Origin of the sequence: uncultured Helicobacter sp. (assembly GCF_910577135.1) — a bacterium.
GTDB lineage: Bacteria > Campylobacterota > Campylobacteria > Campylobacterales > Helicobacteraceae > Helicobacter_C > Helicobacter_C mastomyrinus.
The window spans coordinates 1-21104 of record NZ_CAJTLL010000020.1 but is presented as its reverse complement, the minus strand read 5'-3'; the positions used below and the strand labels follow the sequence as shown (position 1 = coordinate 21104).

23 protein-coding genes are annotated in these 21104 nt (G+C 39.2%); 18 read left to right on the top strand and 5 right to left on the bottom strand.

The window, feature by feature from the left end:
• Positions 1 to 2 precede the first annotated feature (2 nt).
• On the top strand, positions 3 to 1325 hold the full coding sequence (locus QZ289_RS09200; RefSeq protein WP_295701857.1) for a ComEC/Rec2 family competence protein: 1323 nt from the start codon (positions 3 to 5) through the stop codon (positions 1323 to 1325).
• A gap of 68 nt (positions 1326 to 1393) precedes the next feature.
• Here the strand turns inward: QZ289_RS09200 and QZ289_RS09195 are convergent, their stop codons facing one another.
• The 4 genes from QZ289_RS09195 to QZ289_RS09180 form a co-directional block, all read right to left on the bottom strand.
• Positions 1394 to 2635, bottom strand: coding sequence for a HAMP domain-containing sensor histidine kinase (locus tag QZ289_RS09195; RefSeq protein WP_295701855.1), 1242 nt, complete (start codon positions 2633 to 2635; stop codon positions 1394 to 1396).
• On the bottom strand, positions 2622 to 3320 hold the full coding sequence (locus tag QZ289_RS09190) for a response regulator transcription factor (protein WP_295701853.1): 699 nt from the start codon (positions 3318 to 3320) through the stop codon (positions 2622 to 2624). The genes QZ289_RS09195 and QZ289_RS09190 overlap by 14 nt, the downstream gene beginning before the upstream one ends.
• Before the next feature lie 50 nt (positions 3321 to 3370).
• Positions 3371 to 3793 carry a DUF1104 domain-containing protein gene (locus tag QZ289_RS09185; RefSeq protein WP_295701851.1) on the bottom strand — a complete coding sequence of 141 codons (423 nt, stop codon included), beginning with the start codon at positions 3791 to 3793 and terminating at the stop codon, positions 3371 to 3373.
• Between the two features lie 73 nt (positions 3794 to 3866).
• Positions 3867 to 4625 carry a TSUP family transporter gene (locus QZ289_RS09180; protein ID WP_295701849.1) on the bottom strand — a complete coding sequence of 253 codons (759 nt, stop codon included), beginning with the start codon at positions 4623 to 4625 and terminating at the stop codon, positions 3867 to 3869.
• Positions 4626 to 5001: 376 nt separating this feature from the next.
• On the opposite strand from QZ289_RS09180, the gene QZ289_RS09175 reads away from it, so the two are divergent.
• From QZ289_RS09175 to QZ289_RS10465, 9 genes are all read left to right on the top strand, one after another.
• The gene (locus QZ289_RS09175) at positions 5002 to 5268 is read left to right on the top strand and encodes a putative Se/S carrier-like protein (protein ID WP_295701847.1); all 267 of its coding nucleotides are present in this window, start codon (positions 5002 to 5004) and stop codon (positions 5266 to 5268) included.
• Positions 5269 to 5290: 22 nt separating this feature from the next.
• The gene (gene uvrA, locus QZ289_RS09170) at positions 5291 to 8131 is read left to right on the top strand and encodes an excinuclease ABC subunit UvrA (protein WP_295701845.1); all 2841 of its coding nucleotides are present in this window, start codon (positions 5291 to 5293) and stop codon (positions 8129 to 8131) included.
• Positions 8128 to 9180 carry a D-alanine--D-alanine ligase gene (locus tag QZ289_RS09165; RefSeq protein WP_295701843.1) on the top strand — a complete coding sequence of 351 codons (1053 nt, stop codon included), beginning with the start codon at positions 8128 to 8130 and terminating at the stop codon, positions 9178 to 9180. The genes uvrA and QZ289_RS09165 overlap by 4 nt, the downstream gene beginning before the upstream one ends.
• A 6-nt stretch (positions 9181 to 9186) precedes the next feature.
• Positions 9187 to 9930: an alpha/beta hydrolase gene (locus QZ289_RS09160; protein WP_295701841.1), complete on the top strand. Its 744-nt coding sequence runs from the start codon at positions 9187 to 9189 to the stop codon at positions 9928 to 9930.
• Positions 9927 to 10217, top strand: coding sequence for an acylphosphatase (locus QZ289_RS09155; RefSeq protein ID WP_295701839.1), 291 nt, complete (start codon positions 9927 to 9929; stop codon positions 10215 to 10217). The genes QZ289_RS09160 and QZ289_RS09155 overlap by 4 nt, the downstream gene beginning before the upstream one ends.
• Before the next feature lie 8 nt (positions 10218 to 10225).
• A complete protein-coding gene (locus QZ289_RS09150) occupies positions 10226 to 11707 on the top strand; it encodes a UDP-N-acetylmuramoyl-tripeptide--D-alanyl-D-alanine ligase (protein ID WP_295701837.1) in 1482 nt (493 codons plus the stop codon).
• A gap of 17 nt (positions 11708 to 11724) precedes the next feature.
• Positions 11725 to 12219: an HIT domain-containing protein gene (locus QZ289_RS09145; protein ID WP_295701836.1), complete on the top strand. Its 495-nt coding sequence runs from the start codon at positions 11725 to 11727 to the stop codon at positions 12217 to 12219.
• Between the two features lie 3 nt (positions 12220 to 12222).
• Complete coding sequence (locus QZ289_RS09140) at positions 12223 to 13074, top strand: ankyrin repeat domain-containing protein (RefSeq protein ID WP_295701834.1); 852 nt, start codon at positions 12223 to 12225, stop codon at positions 13072 to 13074.
• Positions 13075 to 13465: 391 nt separating this feature from the next.
• A complete protein-coding gene (locus QZ289_RS10465; RefSeq protein WP_300448854.1) occupies positions 13466 to 13591 on the top strand; it encodes an anion permease in 126 nt (41 codons plus the stop codon).
• 452 nt (positions 13592 to 14043) lie between these two features.
• Here the strand turns inward: QZ289_RS10465 and QZ289_RS09135 are convergent, their stop codons facing one another.
• Positions 14044 to 14373: a cytochrome c gene (locus QZ289_RS09135; RefSeq protein WP_295701832.1), complete on the bottom strand. Its 330-nt coding sequence runs from the start codon at positions 14371 to 14373 to the stop codon at positions 14044 to 14046.
• A gap of 65 nt (positions 14374 to 14438) precedes the next feature.
• Between QZ289_RS09135 and folD the strand changes: the two genes are divergently transcribed.
• Genes folD through ychF form a run of 8 tightly spaced genes read left to right on the top strand, consistent with a single transcriptional unit; the run spans position 14439 to position 21007 of the window.
• Positions 14439 to 15293 (top strand): bifunctional methylenetetrahydrofolate dehydrogenase/methenyltetrahydrofolate cyclohydrolase FolD, encoded by an 855-nt coding sequence (gene folD / locus QZ289_RS09130; protein ID WP_295701830.1) that lies wholly within the window; start codon positions 14439 to 14441, stop codon positions 15291 to 15293.
• A gap of 3 nt (positions 15294 to 15296) precedes the next feature.
• Positions 15297 to 16316 carry a signal peptidase I gene (gene lepB, locus QZ289_RS09125; protein WP_295701828.1) on the top strand — a complete coding sequence of 340 codons (1020 nt, stop codon included), beginning with the start codon at positions 15297 to 15299 and terminating at the stop codon, positions 16314 to 16316.
• A gap of 10 nt (positions 16317 to 16326) precedes the next feature.
• Positions 16327 to 16779 (top strand): ribose 5-phosphate isomerase B, encoded by a 453-nt coding sequence (rpiB, locus tag QZ289_RS09120; RefSeq protein ID WP_295701826.1) that lies wholly within the window; start codon positions 16327 to 16329, stop codon positions 16777 to 16779.
• A 28-nt stretch (positions 16780 to 16807) separates the two neighbouring features.
• Complete coding sequence (locus QZ289_RS09115) at positions 16808 to 17146, top strand: hypothetical protein (RefSeq protein ID WP_295701824.1); 339 nt, start codon at positions 16808 to 16810, stop codon at positions 17144 to 17146.
• Positions 17147 to 17165: 19 nt separating this feature from the next.
• Positions 17166 to 17705: an adenine phosphoribosyltransferase gene (locus QZ289_RS09110; protein ID WP_295701822.1), complete on the top strand. Its 540-nt coding sequence runs from the start codon at positions 17166 to 17168 to the stop codon at positions 17703 to 17705.
• Positions 17705 to 18460, top strand: a complete 756-nt coding sequence (locus QZ289_RS09105; protein ID WP_295701820.1) for a DedA family protein — start codon at positions 17705 to 17707, stop codon at positions 18458 to 18460. The genes QZ289_RS09110 and QZ289_RS09105 overlap by 1 nt, the downstream gene beginning before the upstream one ends.
• 23 nt (positions 18461 to 18483) lie before the next feature.
• The gene (locus tag QZ289_RS09100; RefSeq protein ID WP_295701818.1) at positions 18484 to 19905 is read left to right on the top strand and encodes a leucyl aminopeptidase; all 1422 of its coding nucleotides are present in this window, start codon (positions 18484 to 18486) and stop codon (positions 19903 to 19905) included.
• A gap of 1 nt (position 19906) precedes the next feature.
• Positions 19907 to 21007, top strand: coding sequence for a redox-regulated ATPase YchF (gene ychF, locus QZ289_RS09095; protein ID WP_295701816.1), 1101 nt, complete (start codon positions 19907 to 19909; stop codon positions 21005 to 21007).
• Positions 21008 to 21104 lie beyond the last annotated feature (97 nt).

Here is a 21104-nt window from a genome sequence, read left to right as displayed (position 1 = left end):
CAGTGCAAAATTCTACTAAGTCCGCACATTCACCCTTTGAGGTAGAGCTTTTTAGCACGAAGAAGCAATGGATTCTTTTCCTGTGTGCTTGTATGCTTGTCTTTGCGTGGAGTTTATCGCAAGAATACAGGCAGTATATGGCATATATCGCCCCAGATAACACACAGGAGATTTATGCGCAAGTCCTCGCTCAATACGAAAAAGAAAAAAATGGCAAAACCTATCAAGTATTAAAGCTTAAAAGTCCCAATGGCGAGGTGTTTTACACAACGAGCAAGGAAGGTATAAAAGACCTTAGCCATCGCTTTGTGAGAATCTATGGCAAAAGGCTAGATTGCACTTTTGTGGAGTATTTGCGAAGTTGCTTTTTTATCTCCTATCGTATGAACGTGTTAGCAGAGCGCGATTACAGAGATACACTTAGGATATGGATAGAATCACAACATAATGAACCCTTAGTAGCATCTTTGTATAAAACGCTTTTTATGGCGGATTTTTTGCCATATACTTGGCGTGATTTGAGCAATAAGCTTGGAATTGCGCATTTGATTGCTATAAGTGGATTCCATTTGGGGATTTTGAGTTTTGTTATCGGAGGGGCTTTGAGTCTTGTGTATAGAATCTTCCACCCTTATGTGAGCTATCGAAACAAGTATTTTGATATAGGGATTATCGTGTTTATCTGCCTTTTTGGCTATCTTTTGTTGCTTGATTTTACCCCCTCGTTTTTGCGTGCGTTTGTAATGGCGATGTGTGGATTCTTTGTCGTGCATAGTGGCATTAAGCTTATTAGTTTTAGGCTACTCTTTGTCGTGGTGTGCGTGTGCTTAGCACTTTTTCCACGTCTGATTTTAAGCATAGGATTTGTTTTATCTGTAAGCGGTGTGTTTTTTATCTATCTTTTTATGCGCCATATGCACATACGTGAGGGATTCTTGCACAAATGGGTGTGTGTGCCATTGGGCTTTAATATGCTTATTTTTACTCATATGCTACCGATCGTGCATTGGTTTTTCCCTTATTTTACGCCTTTATGCTTACTCTGCATTCCTTTAAGTCTGCTTTTTGTCATCTTTTTTCCTGCGATGTTGCTAGCGCATATCGTGGGGCTTGGTGCTTTATGCGATGGATTCTTAGAGTGGGCTATGGGTATGAAATTATATGCTATAGAGTTTTATACGCCTTGGTGGTTTATGTGCTTCTTTGGTGTGATTTGCACCGCTGCAATATATTCTAAGAGGGCATATTATGTACTTCATATATTGGGTATTATGTTTTTTTCTTATCTTAGTATATGTTATGCTGCTGCATTGGATATTGCGTAGTTTTACAAATGAGATTTTGGAGTTCTAAGGCTAGAGTGATGTAGTAGTATAATGAGGCTATGTTGCTATCATTTATCCCACAAAAGCGTGAAGCTACTGCCTTGCTCGATTTGGCTTTGCACCTCAATGCGGATATGATACTCATCGCATATCCTTTTAATGAGTGTTAAACCTATGCCAAAACCCCCTTGAAAGGCATTACAGCGCACATATCGCTCAAAAATCTTTTTACTTTCTTCTAGCGAGATACCACAGCCACTATCGCTAATGCAGAGCTGCCCCTGCTCTAAGCTTACCACGATTCTACCGCCTTTTTTATTATACTTAATCGCATTGCTTAAGAGATTATCAATCACGCAGCTCATCTTTTCCGCACTTGCTATAATTGTGCTGAGCCCTATCTGGCTTTGCACTTGAATGGACTTTTGTTCAAAGAATGGTGCGAAATACTCCAAACGTTCCTTAAGAAGCGAATCTAGGGCAAGATTCTCATTTTTATTGCTTATAGTGTGAGGAAAATTATAAGCCACTAAATCTTTATAGAGATGGCTTAGGCTTTTTGAAGCAAGCTTGATGCGTTCTATCTTTTGCAGTTGTGCAGCGGTGAGATTATGTGTTTGGAGCGTCTCTATACTCATTAGGATAATGCTTAGGGGTGTGTTAATCTCGTGGGTAGAATCTTTAATAAACGTATTGAGCGAATTAATCGTCTCCTGCATAGGCTTTAGGGACAATCGCACTAAGAAATAGGCAATCACGCCTATGGCAAAAAGTGAGATAAGAAAGCCTAGCACAACCTTTACTTGCAAAAAGAGAATTTGGGAATCTAAAGTATTATCTTGGATAAAAATTTGATAACGTGGGCTTTTGTAGGGTTTGGGGAGAGGATTCTTATTTTGGATATTTTCTTTTTTATTGAGTGGAGGCAACCTTGGGAATCGTTCGCGCATTGCAGGGTCCATAATCACCTTATCCCCACGAAATGCAATGCCATTTTTATATTCCTCATCACTTAGAGTAATATGCAGGGTATCATAAATGATATTGCCTTTGTAGTTGTAGATTCGCAAAGGGTGGCTGATATTAGATTCAATCTGCTTAAAGGCTAGAGATATATCATCTTTATTTGTATGTAAAATATCATAGACCTCAAGGCTAATCTCACGCAGATTACTCACTTGCTGCGCTGTCAAATGCCGCTCTTCTTTTGCATAAAAAAACCAAAAAAACACACATAAAAAAAATCCTGTTGTCCCAAGATAGAGGCAGAGAATCTTAATAATAGCTTTCTTGGAATTATCCCTGCTCACTTTGTGCTCCTATATTTTCATTGTAGCAATATCCTCGTCCACGCTGATTCAAAATACTATCCTTGCCTAAAATCTTACGCAAATTTTTCACATATACGCGCAAACTCATTTCACTAGGCTCCTGCTCGTATTCCCACAAGGTATCAAAAATCATCTCTTGAGCGACGTAATGCCCTTTATTTTGCAACAAAAGCGACAAAAGTAAGCTTTCTTTTTGCGTAAGGGGGACGATATTACCCGTCTCATCATAGAGTAATTGTGTGAGAATCCCAAAAGTATATCCATTATGCAGAGTTACAAAATCTTGTTGTGTGTGTGAAAAGGAGCGTTTAAGCAAAGTGCTTATGCGATAAGAAAGCTCTAAGAGTTCAAAGGGCTTTTTGAGATAATCATCACAACCCGCCTTATATCCACTCTGCAAATCGGTGATTCTATCAAGTGAGGTAATAAAAATAGCCGGCGTGTCTTTCCCGCACCCTCTCAACTCTTTTAGCACATCAAATCCATTGCCATAAGGCACTTTCACATCTAAAATCCATAAGTCAAAATACTGCTCATAAGCAGCGTTTAGCGCGTCTTTTGCATTATCGTATAAGCACACATCATAGCCCTGCTCTTGTAGAAATTCTAACAGAATCTCTGAAAGCACGAAATCATCTTCGAGTAACATAATCTTTGCTGACATTGCTCTTCCTTATGGATTGCATAGATTGCCCCGCGCATAAGGCGGGAAATTTATTTTTTAGTATCTTTAGGCATATCTTTTTTGTCTTTTGCCTTATCTTCTGGATTCTTAAAATGTTTGTGTATATCCAAGCCACTCTCTTGCAATTCTTTCACACTCATAGATTCTATACGTTTTTTCATTGCCTCGTGTGTGGCTTGTTTATATTCTCTTAGCTGCTTTACAGTGAGGTTGTCTGTGGCTTTTTCGTATTGAGCCTTAAGTTTTTCTTTAAAAGCCTTTGCCTCTTTTTCGGATTTCTTTTTTAAACGTTTGGCGATTTCGATTTGATAATCCGCAAACTCCTCAACTTTGGCAATACCTGAAAGATTAATCAATTCCGCATCGCTTTTTTTGCTAAAGTCCGCCGCACCAAGAGTGCCACAAAGCAATGCACTTAGAGCCAAAGCTCCTATAGGTTTTACACATCTCATAATAAACTCCTTTGAGATAGATTTGTCATATAGACTTAGGGATTGTATAAAAAGAGTATAAAACCAAAGTGAATTAGAAATATTCCCTATAAAGTAGATTAATACTCGCACATAAAGAGACGATAACTACAAGTGGCTTGATGATACGCGCTCCATAGCCAATAGCGATATGTGAGCCTAGATTTGCCCCTGCAAACTGCCCCAATGCCATACACAGCCCCACAATCCAAAAAATCTTCCCGCTACAAGCAAATATAACCACTGAAGCAAGGTTGGTAGCAAAGTTAAGCAATTTTGCGTGAGCAAGTGCCTGCAATAGCCCAAAACCACCAAGCATAATGAGCGCAAACATCAAAAACGAGCCAGTCCCTGGACCAAAGAAACCATCATAAAATCCAATAGCACCTAGCACCAAGCCCAGAGGCACAGCCCCTATGAGCACGTGTTGAGAATCCTCTGTAACTTTTGGGGAGACAAGAAAGTAAAATGCAAAGATGATAAGCAAAAAGGGAATACATTTACGCAAAAAATCCGCCTCAAACATCTGCACACTCACACTTCCTAACATTGAAGCACAAAATACGACAAGCACAAAGGGAATATGCTTTTTAAGGTGGATATGTCCTCTTTTGTAGAAATGGAAAGTCGCGCCAAAGCTCCCAAAACAGCTTTGAAATTTATTTGTCCCAAGTGCCTCAAGCGGCGGGATTCCCGCAAGGAGTAAAGCAGGAATGGTAATCATACCGCCACCACCTGCTATAGAATCAATAAATCCCGCTATAAATGCCGCTAAAATTAACGCACCAAGCGTCCATAAGCTTATGTCTTCCATCCTTTTCCTTTGCATCGCAGGCTTGTTTTATTGCTTTATGCTATGATTTCATTTTTAACCCTTTTTCAACAAAGAAAACATCGCAGCATAAAATTTCTTGCTTTTTATCAAATGTAAAATATACCCCATAAACTTGTAAATCCTAATGAAAAGCAAAATCTTACTAAGACTTGTTGTTGAAAGGTATGATTGTAACTTGCTTCTAAGAGTTAGACTGCATTAACCATCACCAAGATACACAAAGCGTGGATTTATTTAATTCTTTTATTCCACATAAGCATTCTCCCTTTAAGAGTGTTTGCTGGATAGTTTATTTTGCCATTTGTAGGGTTAATTCTCTTGAGATAGATTCTGTTACTCAAACAAGGGAGATACTATGCAATCGCTCAAAGTATATATTCTATTTGAAAATGCTTCAAGTGCCTTTAGCGCACAAAACGTCTTAAGCTCTCCCCTGCTTTTTGATTTTGATTTTACTTTGCAGCTTGTGCCTACACCCAAAGAATATAGTAAAAGTTGCGCTCTAGCGATTTTACTTGAAGTAAGGGAAAGCCTCTATGGAGAGAGTGCGGAGCAATTTATGCAATCTATTATTTCAATGTTAGCACAAAAACATATTAAGCACGATATAATACGCCTCTAGCTTTTCCCTAGAAGGATATATATTGAAAGATTATAATCATATTCATATTAGCGGTGCACGCGAGAATAACCTCAAAAATATTAGCCTTAGTATCCCTAAAAATCAGCTTATCGTTTTCACAGGATTGTCTGGCTCGGGTAAATCAACTCTAGCCTTTGATACCCTCTATGCTGAGGGGCAGCGGCGATATATAGAATCGCTCTCAAGCTATGCGCGGCAGTTTTTAGACAAAGTGGGTAAGCCTGATGTTGATAAGATAGAGGGGCTAACACCTGCCATTGCCATTGATCAAAAGACAACAAGCAAGAATCCACGTTCCACTGTTGGCACGATTACCGAAATTTATGATTATTTTCGTTTGCTTTATGCGCGTGTGGGGATTCAGCATTGTCATATTTGTGGAGAGAGAATCTCCCAAATGAGTGCTACGGATATTATTGAGCAGATTCTCAAACTCCCAAGCGATGCGAAAATGGTTATCCTTGCCCCGATTGTGAAAGAAAAAAGGGGTAGTTTTGGTGATAAGATAGAATCTTTGCGTCAAAAAGGCTATGTCCGCGCAATGATTGATGGTGTGATGGTGCGTCTTGATGAGGAGATTGAACTTGCTAAAAATAAAAAGCATAGCATTAAAGTGGTAATTGATAGGGTAAGCAATACTTTAGATAATCACACACGTATTGCGCAAGGCGTGGAAAAAGCATTGAAAGAATCTTATGGGGAAATTGAAATAGAGCTGATACATAATGATAAAAAAAAGCTTTTGCATTATTCGGAGCATTTTGCGTGTTTTAAATGCAAAGTGAGCTTTGAGGAGCTAGAACCGCTTGAATTCTCTTTTAATTCTCCTAAGGGCGCGTGTGGAGATTGTTTAGGGCTTGGGGCAAAATATGCTATTGATTTGAAAAAAATTCTTGATAAATCCCAGCCACTCAATAAAGGCGGGATTAAAATCATTTTTGGATTCAATCGTAACTATTATGCTGAACTTTTTTATGCCTTTTGCAAAAGTGCGAAAATTGACCCGGGAAAGAGTTTTGATGAATTAAATAGCTCACAGCAAAATGCACTTTTATATGGCTGCACGGAGGAAGTGGAGCTTCATTGGCGCTCAAGTAAGCTTAAGCGTCCTTGGAGAGGGATTTTGCAAATTGCCTATGATATGTTTAAGGACGATAAGGATTTGGGTGATTACACGACTGAAAAGATATGCCCTACCTGCAAGGGACATCGCTTGAAGTTAGAATCTTTAAGCGTGAAAGTAGGGGGATTAGGCATTGGTGAGTTGATTGATATGCCCATACAGAAGGTGTTTGAGTTTTTTGATAAGCGGGAGAATTTTGTTTATTTGAATGAGCAGGAGCATTTCATCGCCGAGCCGATTTTAAATGAAATACATCAAAGGCTATTTTTTCTCTATGATGTGGGGCTTGGCTATCTCACTTTAGGGCGGGATGCCCGGAGTATTAGTGGTGGGGAGTCTCAACGTATTCGTATCGCTAGTCAAATCGGCAGTGGGCTTACAGGTGTGATGTATGTGCTTGATGAGCCAAGCATTGGGTTACACGAGCGCGATACCCTGCGTCTTATTAAGACTTTGCGAAGTCTGCAGGAAAAGGGTAATAGCGTGATTGTAGTCGAGCACGATAAGGAGACAATTTTAAATGCAGATTATATCGTGGATATTGGACCGGAGGCGGGATTACGCGGTGGGGAAGTGGTATTTAGCGGTGATGTAAAGGCACTGCTAGATTCAAACACGCTTACTGCACAATATGTAAAGGGTACAAAAATCATCTCCTATCCACATAAGCGCAAGGTTTCACAATGGCTACATATTAATAATGTCAATATTCATAATATTAAGAATCTTAATGTCTCCATTCCGCTCTCTCAATTTGTGTGTGTAACAGGTGTGAGCGGCTCGGGCAAGAGCTCATTGATTTTGCAAACGCTTCTGCCTGTAGCACAGGAGCTACTTAATAATGCTAAAAAGGTGCAAAAGTGTGATGGAGTGGAGATTCTAGGATTAGAGCATTTGGATAAAGTGATATATTTAGACCAAAGTCCTATCGGGCGCACACCTCGCAGTAATCCCGCGACTTACACAGGTGTGATGGACGATATACGCGCACTTTTTACGGAGGTTAAAGAATCTAAGCTGCGCGGCTATGGGGTAGGGCGATTTAGCTTTAATGTCAAAGGTGGGCGATGTGAGAAATGTCAGGGTGAGGGTGAGATAAAGATTGAAATGCACTTTTTACCTGACATAATGGTCAAATGCGATGCGTGTAAGGGTGCGAAGTATAATCCACAAACGCTTGAAATTAAGTATAAAGATAAGAATATTGCCGATGTGCTGGCTATGAGCGTAGATGATGCACTCGCATTTTTTACTAAAGTGCCAAAGATAGCCCAAAGACTACAGACATTGCAAGATGTGGGATTGGGTTATATCACACTAGGGCAGAATGCCATTACACTCAGTGGAGGAGAGGCGCAGAGGATTAAACTCGCTAAAGAGCTTAGCCGCAAGGATACGGGCAAGACACTCTATGTGCTTGATGAGCCTACCACAGGGCTGCATTTTGCCGATGTGGATAGGCTCACAAAGGTGCTTCATCATTTAGTGGATTTGGGTAATTCTGTGATTGTGATTGAGCATAATTTAGATATGATTAAAAATGCTGATTATATTATCGATATTGGACCTGAGGGTGGCTCTGGTGGAGGGAAAATCGTAGATTGTGGATCTGTGGCAGAAGTGAGCAAGAATCATAGTAAGAGTGGTAGCTACACAGGCAAGTTTCTTGCTAAAGAATTAGCACGCGATAGCAAATTATCAAAAAAGGAGCAAAAATGAAATATGATGTGCTATTTGGTGGTGTGAGCTTTGAACACGAAATTAGCATAGTGAGTGCGATTGCCTTAAAAAAGGTGCTAGGAGCGGACATAGAGCATTTTATATTCCTTGATAGCAAACATCGCTTTTATCTTATCTCCGCAGAGAATATGAAGTCAAAATACTTTAGCTCGGGGGATTATCAAAAATGCACGGAAATTTTTTTACGCAATGGGGCATTTTGCAAAAAATCACTTTTTGGCTTTAGCCCCTTAACTTCTCATATTGTGATTAATCTCATACACGGGGCTGATGGGGAAGATGGTAGTATAAGCGCAATGCTTGATTTCTATCATTTGCCTTTCATTGGTCCAAGGATAGAATCTAGCGTGATGAGCTTTAATAAGGCTTTGACAAAGATTTTTGCTCATCAAAGAGGTGTAAAGAGCCTTGATTATGAGATTCTAACAAGAGCAAATTCGCATATTTCTCATTTGCAATATCCGCTGATTCTTAAACCCGCACGATTGGGAAGTTCTATCGGTGTAAGTGTGGTAAATGAGCCTAAAGAGCTAGAGTATGCAATGGACTTAGCCTTTGAGTACGATGATAGCATTGTAGCAGAGCATTTTCAAAGTGGCATTAAAGAATATAATCTCGCAGGCTGTAAGGTCAAAAAAGGCGCGGAGAGTGTGTATAGGTATTCTATCATCGAAGAGCCTAGCAAAAAAGAATTACTTGATTTTGAGCATAAATATTTAGATTTTTCCCGCACGTCACAGGTGTTGAAAGCGGATATTAGTCAAGATTTAGAGGAAAAACTTAAAGAAAGCTTTGCAAAACTTTATGAAAATGCCTTTGAAGGAGCGCTGATACGATGTGATTTTTTTGTGATTGATGATGAGGTGTATCTCAACGAGATTAATCCCGTGCCTGGCTCGATGGCAAACTATCTGTTTGCGGATTTTGGGGCGGTATTAGCAGAATTAGCCTTAAATTTGCCAAAAAAACATTCTATCAAGGTAAGCTATAAATATATAGAGCAGATTCATCACGCAAAGGGAAAATAGGGCAAAATGGCACAAAGACGCATAGAATATCAAGGAGAATGCTTTGATATAAGCTATGAGAGGGTAAATCACACAGATTCCAAACAAATAGCCACAAAGCCTATAATACTCTTTTTGCACGGCTGGGGGAGTAATAAAGATGTGATGAAAATCGCCTTTAGCAAGTGTTTTCACCAATATGAGCATATTTATATCGATATGCCCGGCTTTGGCAATAGCCCTAATGATAAGCCACTGTTTACAAGCGATTATGCGCAAATCGTGCAGATATTCTTGCGCGATGTATGTGGAGTGAGTGCGCAAGAGGTGCTGATGGTAGGGCATAGTTTTGGTGGTAAGGTCGCACTGCTGTGTGAGCCAAAAGAAGTGATTTTGCTCTCAAGTGCGGGTATCAAAGTGCCTAAGTCTATCAAAGTGCGCTGCAAAATTGCATTCGCTAAAATAATGGGGCAATGTGGGTTTTCACATTTGGGCAAAATGTTTCGTTCAAAAGATGTTATTGCAATGAATGAGGGTATGTATCAAACGTTTAAAAATGTAGTTGATGAAGATTTTTCAGGAATATTTAGACATTATAAAGGAAAAGCGAGTATATTTTGGGGTAGAGATGATAGAGCCACCCCACTTTTTTGCGGAGAAAGGATAGCAGCCCTCATACAGGATAGTCGTTTTTTTGTGCTAGAGGGCGATCATTACTTCTTTTTAAGGCAGGGTGAGGGGATTGAGAAGCTATATGGGAGCAATATATGAAAATATGCAAACAATTTTTGATTTTTGGTCGTGTGCAAGGTGTCGGATTCCGCCGATTTGTAAAAGCAAAAGTGGATATTATGAATGAAGAAAAAGAGTGTTTAAGCGGCTATGTGCGTAATCTTGCCGATGGAAGTGTGCAGGTGGTAGCACAAGGTGATGAAGATATATTGCAAAAATTGGAAGAGCTTTTGAAAGTGGGGACGATTAAAAGTGTCGTTGAAAGGATAGAATCTACTACTTTAGAGATAGATGAGATTTTGAATGGTTTTGAGATTGTAAAATAGGAAACAATATGGAGAATATGTTTATTGTTGATGTGATAGCTCAGTGGGTCTTTGTGGTTTTTTTTGCTTATTATGGCTTAACGAATCTACAATGGTATAACTATAGCCTTAAGCGAGTGATATTTATGCATCATAAATTTATGTGGCATATTTATTACTGCATAGTACCCCTGATTCTCTATGTAGGGATATTTTTTGTACCAAGTCCTGTGGGGAATTATATGCTTATTGCTTTAAGTATAGTATATGCCCTAATGATTGTGATGTGGGCAATAAAATTAGATAAAAGATTGAAATTTACCTTACGTGTTATAAGGTTTGTAGGTATCTTTTTTATTTTTATGTTTTTTAATGAAGTCTTGTGCTATGTGTTGGGTATAGCAAGTGCATTGCTTGATTTAATGTCTTTGGTATTTGCGGTGATTGTTTCGCGTATATATGAGAGTGTGTTACTTAATCGTTACATTGCTTTGGCTGAAGAAAAACTCGATGTTATGTCTTCTTTGGTGGTGATTTGCATAACGGGAAGTTATGGCAAAACAAGTATTAAAAATTTTCTTGCACAAATATTAAAAGAAAAATATCGTGTCTATGCTACACCACGTAGTGTAAATACACATACAGGCATTATTGCAGATATTAATAGTAACCTTGATTATACGACAGAGATTTATATTGCCGAGGCTGGTGCGCGGTTGAGAGGAGATATTGCCATTATTAGTGAATTTTTGAATCCTCATTATGCAGTAATTGGTGAAATAGGAGAGCAGCATTTAGAGTATTTTAAGAATCTTGACAATATCGTGGAAACGAAATTTGAACTTTTGCAAAGTAAGCGATTAAAAAAAGCCTTTATCTTTAAAGATAATCCTATGCCCAACCAACTTGATGCAAACTTACATAAAAAAATTATACCCTTTCCGGAGAATATACGTAATATCAAAGCAGATTTAGAGGGCATAAGCTTTGAGCTATACATTAAAGGAGAATGGCATTATTTTGAAGCAATAGTTCTAGGGCAGTTTAATATTATTAATCTTAGTGCGGCTATTTATATGGGTATTGAACTAGGGCTTAGAGTGGAGGAGATACAGAAGGCTATAAAAAGATTAGATCCTGTCCCACATCGTTTAAATAAGATAGAGGCAAACCAAAAAATTATCATTGATGATAGTTTTAATGGAAATTTGAAGGGTATGAAAGAAGCTATTCGTCTAGCTTCTCTTTATGAGGGACGAAAGATTATTGTAACCCCGGGCGTTGTAGAAAGCAAAAAAGAGGCAAATGTCGAATTAGCACGGGCTATTGATGGGGTATTTGATATTGCTATTATTACAGGTGAACTTAATAGTAAGATTATTTCCTCAAATATTTATAAGACGCAAAAAATTATTCTCAAAGATAAGGTTATGCTAGAAGATATGCTGAAATCCTGCTCTTTGCCAAATGATTTGGTGCTATTTAGCAATGACGCACCAAGCTATATTTAAGGGCTTAAGGAGTGGTAATGGATAGAATCTATGCGCCGTGGCGAAGCAAGTATTTCACTGCCGGATCAGAGGAATGTGTGTTTTGCAATATTGCCAAGAATCCACAAGATGATGAAAAGAATCATATTATTTATCGTGATGAGTTGGTATTTGGCGTTATGAATCTTTATCCTTATACACCTGGGCATTTTATGCTTTTGCCTCTCATTCATTGTGATTCCCCCGAAAAGCTGCCCTTAGAGGTATGGCTACACTTGCATCGCCTTTCACATCAAGCAATGCAGATTCTCTATGCATATGGCGCACAGGGTGTAAATATGGGGCTCAATATTAAAAAAGCCGGTGGAGCAGGGATACCCGAGCATTTGCATATACATTTTGTCCCACGCTATATAGGTGATACAAATTTTATAACAAGCATTGCGCAGACACGTACTTTTGGTATGGAATTTGATAGTGTGTATGTAAAAATCAAGACTCTTGCAGAAAAATATTTCACCTTGAAAGGATAAGAGATGAAGCATTGTACTTTGAAAATCATTTTGTGTTTAGGTGTGGTAATATCCTGCTATGGGGCAAATGATAGATATAACTACCTGCTTTTTAGCAATAATTATACAGATGTGCGTAAGGGAATCAATTTGGGGGCAGATATTGAGGCGCGTTTGCGTGGTAGCACTCCACTTTATGATGCTGCACGTAAGGGGAATCTAGAGATTTTGTATTTGCTTATTGAGCGGGGGGCTGATGTAAATGCTGTATCTCACGGAGAGACGGCATTGCTTAAAGTTGTGGCACTTAATAATTATAAATTTGCTAAGGCTTTGATTGATAAAGGTGCAAAAGTCAATGTCGCTGATGAGCATTTGGGCAATACACCTTTGCATTATGCGGTGATAAAGAAAAATACTGAGATGATAAAGCTACTTTTATCAAAAGGTGCAAATATGTATTCGGAGAATTTTAAGGGGGATACCCCTGCACGTTATATTCTTGCCTCTCATTCCCTACCCGCAGTAAGTATCAAAAATGCAGATATTACACTTGATGCTTCTTCATTTAATCTAGGTAATGGTAATGTAAATATTACGATTAAAAATGAGAGCGAGAAGGTCGTAAATATCCAATACGTGGCTTTATACATTAATGGTGATTTGATAAGTGAGCTAGAAGTCTCTAAGAGGATTCCGCCTAATGTAAGTGCAGCGGTAACCAGCCTTAAAATCCCTTCTACTACTTATGAGCATATCCGTCTTAAAAAATCAGGCACGACAGATATAAAATATGGCTTTGCCGTGGAATACGATATAGAGGGCAAGAAAAAGAATCTATATAAAAAGACAAATGCAGAGCTGACATTATGGTAAAATGATGTATGTTTGTTTTGGCAATGATAGAAAATACGTTCTTGCCTTTTAGATTGTGTGCTTAATTTATAGGCTGATAATTGAGCAAACAATTATGGCAAGGTGATTTGTGGATAAAATAGACAAAAACGTTTGTATTAAACTTAGCACTCCTTTGATTTTAGGGATAGTCGTTTTTATTTTACAGCGATTTTGGGGAATGGTAGCCCCAGAAGGCTGCAGTGCTAATGCTTGGCTTTACTTGTCGATATTTTAGTGCTTTTTTGGCATTCATTTTAGAGTCTAGCACACTGGCATTTATAGGTGTTATTGCTGTAAGATTTGGGTTTAGATGATGTGGTTATTAAAAGTGCTGATGCGATAAATTGGGTTTTGAGCGGGTTTTTTTAATGTGGCTGTATGGCTTATATTTACAGCTTTTACGATAGGGCTTGGCTTTGTAAAAACAGGCTTGGGCAAACGTATATCTTTATATCGTGTCAAAACTTGGCAAATCAACTCTAGAATTAGGCTATAGCAATAAGGCAGCTTGGAGGACATTTTAGTTTGGCATACTTGTAGTTATAGCAGCAGGGCTTAAAAATGTTGGTTTCTTAGATTGGTTTGCGCATTTGCTTGATGGTAAGTCTGATTAATGTATCACCTGCTATTGCAATGCCTATTTTGTAGCGTTTATTCAAGCTATTCTTGATATTAATGTCGCACAAACATTGCTTACTTTGATTTACCTATAGGCTTTATGGACATCATTACGCCTTATGACACAGGTTGCTCACCATTGTGGTTTGGTAGTCATTATATTAAAGGTCATCAGTTTTTTATTAGGTGCTATCTTTGCTACGATGTATATTTTATTTATGTTGTGGTGGGCATTTCTTGGGTGCATTTATTACTCCATATCTCACTTTTTCTTAGAAAAAGTGAGTAATAACCTTATTTGTATGTACTCCTTGAATGCAATGGAGGTGGCTATGGCTGGTAAATATACATATAAATTGCTGTAATTTCTTCATCTGTGAGGTAATAGCTAGGCATTACGCCTTTTTGTTTATGTAAGGCTTTACTAAAAGTGCTATAATCGATATTATTAATACGAGGGGCTATAAGAGACTTTTCTACACCTTTATGTTTGTAGCGTGCGATAACGCTGCCTTCGCCTTTGTTCCCGTGACATTTATTGCACGCAATGCCACGAGGATTCTCATAAAGGTTTTTGCCATATTCATTGCGGATTGTATGTTCATCTTGGGCGGCAAATAATGTGCTTGTTAGTATGGAGAGTATAAGTTTTTTCTTCATAAATCCTCTTTTGTTTTAATATCTTATATTATAATAGCAAAACGATAATCACAAAGGGCTTTAAAATGACATTGCTAGATGGTAAATCTTTGAGTGTAGAGATTGAAAATAGCTTGACTAAAGACATTAGCGCTCTTGCACATCAGGGGGTAACGCCGGGATTGGCGGTGATTTTAGTGGGAAATAATCCTGCAAGTTGTGCTTATGTGCAAATGAAAGCCAAAGCGTGCAAACGCGTAGGAATCTACTCTGTAACACACGAAATGCCCTCTACTATTACAGAAAATGAGCTTTTATCGACAATTAAAATGCTTAATAATAATCCTAATATTGATGGCATACTCGTGCAGCTGCCGCTTCCTGCGCATATTGAAACGGCAAAAGTGCTTGAAGCCATCGATCCACAAAAAGATGTTGATGGCTTTCACCCTTTCAATATAGGACGATTAGTGGCGAATCTAGATACTTTTGCCCCTGCTACTCCGCTTGGGGTAATGAATCTACTCAAGGCTTATAATATCGAGCTAAAGGGCAAAGATGTAGCGATTGTAGGTATGAGTAATATTGTAGGCAAACCACTTAGTGCCTTAATGCTTAATGCGGGGGCAAGTGTGAGCTGTTGTCATATTTTAACAAAAGATGTGAGCGCATATACAAAAAATGCGGATATTGTGTGTGTAGGAGTGGGAAAAGTAGGCTTAATCACGGCAGATATGATAAAAGAAGGCGTAGTGGTGGTGGATATTGGTATCAATCGTTTAGAATCTGGCGCACTTGTGGGCGATGTGGATTTTGAAGCGGTGTCTTTAAAGGCAGGATTCATTACGCCTGTGCCCGGTGGAGTAGGTCCTATGACGATTGCTACATTATTGCAAAACACTTACAAGGCAGCACTTTATAGATTAGAACAAAGGAAATAGATAATGAAAAAGTTTCTTAGCGGATTGTGGGCATTTACTTCTAGTTGGACTGGCACGATTATTATTGTGCTTGTTTTGATATTTTTTATTATGCAGGCATTTGTGATTCCCACACGTTCTATGGTGGGGACACTTTTAGAGGGGGATTTTTTATTTGTTAAGAAGTTTAGCTACGGGATTCCCACACCTCGCATTCCTTGGCTTGAGGTTAATGTATTACCTGATTTTAGGGGAAATGGGCATTTGCTTGAGGGGGAGCGTCCTCAAAGAGGTGATGTAGTGGTCTTTATCCCTCCCCATATAGAAAAGACATATTATGTCAAACGCACTTTTGCAGTGGGCGGCGATGAGGTGATTTTTGATAAAGATGGGTTGTATTTACACCCATTTGAGGGTGATGAGTATGTGAGGGAGCATTATTCAAGCCATATTATCGTAGAGAGATTGGGCAAACTCTTTGTGAAAGATCCTTATATGGCAGCACACCCGGGCATTGCTTACAAAAGTGTATTTTATAAGTATCCCAAAAGTAGAGAGCGCTACTTAGTTGATGAAGAGGGGAGGCTGTATCAGCGTGTGTGTGTTGAAGGTGGTGAGGGCTTTAATATCGGCGATGGAGAAGAGAATTGCGAATTATGGAGTAGAACATATAGTAATGAGCCTTTAGAATCTTTTATTGAGGATACAAATATTGCCTATACGAGTATGAAAAATGGGGAGACTATAAGCAGTATGCTCAAGCTTGATGGCGATATATTCTATAAAAAAATTGCAGATGATGAGTTTTTTATGATAGGGGATAATCGCAACAATAGCTTTGATTCACGTTTTTGGGGCAGTGTGCCATATAAAAATATCATAGGGCAACCGTGGTTTATATATTTTAGTATCAATAAGGCAAATAGCCAAGAGATTGGAGCAGATGAGGATAAGAGTAAGCGCTATACGATTCGCTGGGATAGAATTTTTAAAACCACAGGGGGACTTGAAGAAAGAATGAAAGAGTCAAAGCCAAAGCATTAAAAGGTAAAATATGAATCACGCTCAAAGAACTACTTATTTTATAGGCACTGACCACGCAGGATTCACACTTAAAGCATTTGTGATTGCATTTTTAGAAGCTAAGGGCTTTAGAGTGGTTGATTTAGCCCCGCAAACAAATGAGAGGGTGGATTACCCTGATTATGCTAAAAAAGTGTGTGAAGCGATGAAAACAGAGGCAGATTCTAAAGGAATCTTAATCTGTGGTAGCGGAATTGGAATGAGCATTGCTGCTAATCGTTTTAAACATATTCGCGCAGCACTTTGCACTGATGCGTATATGGCAAAAATGGCGCGCACTCATAATGATGCTAATGTGCTATGTATGGGTGAGCGTATCAGTGGAGTAGGCGAGGTGAAATCTATACTTCAAGCCTTTATTGAATATGAGTTTGAGGGTGGGCGACATCTTGGGCGTGTGCAAAAACTAGGGGATTTAAGCTAGATTCTATAAAAGGCTGAAGGAGAGGACAATGGGATTTATTGCACAGTGGTTTTTTCTCACAGGATTTATTTTATTTGTGCTATATATGCTTGTGCGGACTTTTTTTTATCACTCTGTGGCACAAAAAGAGGAACGCAATTCCGCTTCGATGAAGCTTACCCTTAATGAGGCAGAAATCTTAATTCGTAAGCATCAATTGCAGCTACAAAGGGCATTAGGGAATATCGATATTCTCACCCAAGAAATGAATGCGCTCAAAAATGAAGTAAAAGTGTTAAAATCACGTAACTCCCAATATAGAATTGAGACGGATAAATACAAAGCACGTATTAAAGATTTAGAGCAGAAAATTGAGGCATTACTCTAGTGCTACATAAGGAGATAGAATGAATAAGCAGAAGATTACAGATTCTATACGCGCGATCTATGACTATCCTAAGCCGGGCATTGTCTTTCGTGATATAACTACGCTTATAGGTGATGCGGAAATCTTTACTGAAGTGATTGATATTTTTAAAAAACGTTATGAGAGTGAAAGAATTGACTTTATCGCCGGGATTGAGGCGAGAGGCTTTATCTTTGGTGCGGCTCTTAGCTTTGCTATGGGGGTCGGGTTTGTCCCTATACGTAAGAAAGGCAAACTTCCACACACAACGGTAAGTGAGAAGTACAGCCTTGAATATGGCTTTGATGAAGTAGAAATGCACATTGATGCCTTCAGGGATAAAAAGGGTGCAAGAGTGGTGCTTGTAGATGATTTGATCGCCACAGGCGGCACGGCAGAAGCAAGTGTGAAACTTATAGAATCTATGGGAGCGCAATGTGTGGAAGCGGCTTTTGTAATAAACCTTAAGGGTTTAGAGGGGGAGAAAAGGCTTACACCCTATACAAAAGTTTTTAGCATTGTTGAATATGAGGGCAAATGATGGGCTTAACACAACGTATTGCATCATACATCAAGCATAATCCTAAACGTGTTTTTATGTGGGGGTTAGTGCTTGTATTGTGCATAGGCTTTTTTATACTGTATCAGCGATCAAATTTTTCACTTGAGGGGTTTATCACGCATTTGTGGGAGCAGTATGTAGAGGACTGGGGCTATGTAATTTTGTTTTTTTGGGGTATTTTGGAGGGTGAGCTTGGGCTTATTTTTGCCGGACTTGCTGCACACGATGGTAAGATGAATCTATTGTTAGCCATTTTTATTGCCGGAATTGGTGGATTTGTAGGGGATCAAATTTATTTTTACATTGGGCGTTTAAATCGCAAGACTATACAAGAGGAATTTATATCACAAAAGCGTAAGTTTGCCCTTGCACATTTGCTTTTAAGGAAGTATGGTTGGACTATTATTTTTATCCAACGCTATATGTATGGTATGCGGACTATTATTCCTATGAGTATTGGCACAACGCGATATAGCGCATTAAAATTTGCTATGATTAATCTCTTTTCTGCGTGGGTGTGGGCGGCCATTACTATTGTGCTTACTTATATTTTTGGTGAACAGATTTTTATTGTGCTTGATTGGTTTAAGGAACGCCCTTATTTGTTTGTTCCTCTCGCAATCTGCATTGTCGGAGGGGTATGGTGGTATTTTCAATCGCAGACAAAAAAGGTAGATAAAAAAATTGCAAAGATTCAGCAAGGACTTGAAGCAAAGGACAAAATAGCAGAGTAATATCGTTTTTTAAGGAGTGGTTAATGAAAATAAATATTGTAAAAATACAAGCTAAAGGAACAAAGCTAAGCGCACAAGCCGTGCTTATGTCTAAAAGTGCTTTTGCAAAATCTTCCTACGCAAAGGTAAGTAAGGTATATGGCTTTGAGGGAGAGGGTAAGTTTTTTATCCAAGAATCTCACACGCTTTTAATATGTTTAGAATCTTTTGATGTCGATTGTATTAGAGAGGCAGGGGCAGCTATTGTGCGTTATTTTAAGGCATTGCCCTATGAGCGCGTAAATGTGAGTTTGCAAGGAAAAATAGATAGTGCTAAGGCGTATGCGCTGTTTATGGGGGCATTATGTGGAGAATATGAATGTGTGAGCTATAAGAGTAAAAAGCACCCTTCTATGCTTAAAGAGTTTAATCTTCTTGATATAAAGAGTGAGGTTAAAGATATGCAGATTCTACAAAAGGTGCAGATTGTCGCGCAGAGTGTTAATGATGTGCGTGAGTTGGTTAATACTATTCCTCAAGTTGCCACGCCTACATATCTTGCAAAATACGCCAAGCAAATGGCTAAAGACATAGAGCAGATTGAATGCAAGATTCTAGATGAGAAAGATTTACAAAAGGAGAAAATGGGTGCATTTTTAGCAGTGAATGCTGCTTCGTGCAATCCTCCGCATCTGATACACCTAAGTTATAAGCCTAAAAATGCAAAAAGTCGTATCGTGCTTGTAGGCAAGGGTTTGACTTATGATTGCGGAGGTTTGTCGCTTAAACCGGCGGATTATATGGTAACGATGAAAGCAGATAAGAGCGGAGGCTGTGCTGTGATGGGAATTATTCAAGCTATAGCGCAGATTCAAGCACCCATTGAAGTGCATAGTATTGTGGGCGCGGCAGAAAATATGATAGGTGGCAATGCCTATAAACCCGATGATGTGCTTTATAGCAGGGAGGGTAAGACTATCGAAGTGAGGAATACAGATGCGGAGGGGCGATTGGTATTAGCCGATTGCTTAAGCTACGCACAGGATTTGAAACCTGATGTTTTGGTGGATTTTGCAACACTTACAGGGGCGTGCGTAGTCGCATTGGGAGAATATACAAGTGGCATTATGGGACATAATGACAAGCTAAAGGCGCAGTTTGCAAAAGATGCTGCACAAAGTGGTGAGCTAATGGCTGAATTGCCCTTTAACCGCCATATTAAGAAACTTATAGAATCTAAGATTGCTGATGTGTGCAATGTCTCTACTTCACGCTATGGTGGGGCGATTAGCGCGGGATTATTTTTAAGTGAGTTTATCCGTGAGGAATATAAGCAAAAATGGCTGCATATCGACATCGCTGGTCCTGCGTATGTGGAAAAAGAATGGGATATTAACCCAAGTGGCGCGAGTGGCGCGGGTGTGAGAGCGGGAGTAGAGTTTATCCTCTCACTTGCAAAGGCGTGATATGGGGCTGTCTATCGGTATTGTGGGATTGCCAAATGTAGGAAAATCCACGACTTTTAATGCCCTCACAAAGGCACAAAATGCAGAAGCGGCTAATTATCCATTCTGCACGATTGAGCCAAACAAGGCGGTTGTGAGTGTGCCAGATGTTCGCTTGAATGAACTTGCCAAGATTGTTAATCCCCAAAGATTGCAGTATTCTGTGATTGAGTTTGTCGATATTGCGGGGCTTGTGCGGGGTGCAAGTAGGGGTGAGGGGCTAGGCAATCAGTTTTTAGCCAATATTAAAGAATGCGATATGATTTTGCATATTGTGCGTTGCTTTGAGGATGCTAATATCACGCATATAGAGGGGAGGATAGACCCTATTGATGATATTGAGATTATCGAGCTAGAACTGCTTTTTGCTGATATAACCACGCTTAATAAACGCATTGAAAAGCTTCAAAAGGAGAGCAAGGCACAAAAGGGTGAAAACGCACAGCTTACCCTTGCCCTAGAGCTTTTAGCACATTTAGAATCCAATATGCCTGTAAGGAGCTTTGCTAAACGCCAGAGTGAGGCATTTATCACGCTCAATAGAGAGCTAAGATTCTTGACTAATAAAGAAGTGATTTATGGTGTAAATGTTGATGAAGCAAATTTAGAAGCAGACAATACTTTTGTGCAGCAAGTGCGTGAATACGCTACAAAGCAAGGTGGTATAGTCATTAAGCTATGTGCAAAAATTGAAGAAGAAATGGTAGGTATGGAGGATAGCGAGAGGAGAGCATTTCTGCAATCTTTGGGGGCGGAAGAGAGTGGATTGGAGCAGATTATTAGAGAGGGCTTTAGTAGGCTAGGGCTGATTAGCTACTTTACTGCAGGCGTCAAAGAAGTGCGTGCTTGGACGATAAAAAGGGGCGATAGTGCGCCAAAGGCGGCAGGTGTGATACATAAAGACTTTGAGAAAGGCTTTATCCGTGCGGAGTGTATTAGCTATGATGATTTTATCAAATATGGCGGCGAGGCAAAGGCAAAGGAAGCGGGAGCTATGCGTATTGAAGGGAAAGAGTATATCGTGCAAGATGGTGATGTAATGCACTTTAGATTCAATGTATAGATTGCAAGAGGAGTTTATAAATAACTTTCAAAAAGAAAACTTGTATGAAGCATGCCTATATCTCAATAGAGCCAATATAGTATCTCGTGGTAGGAGC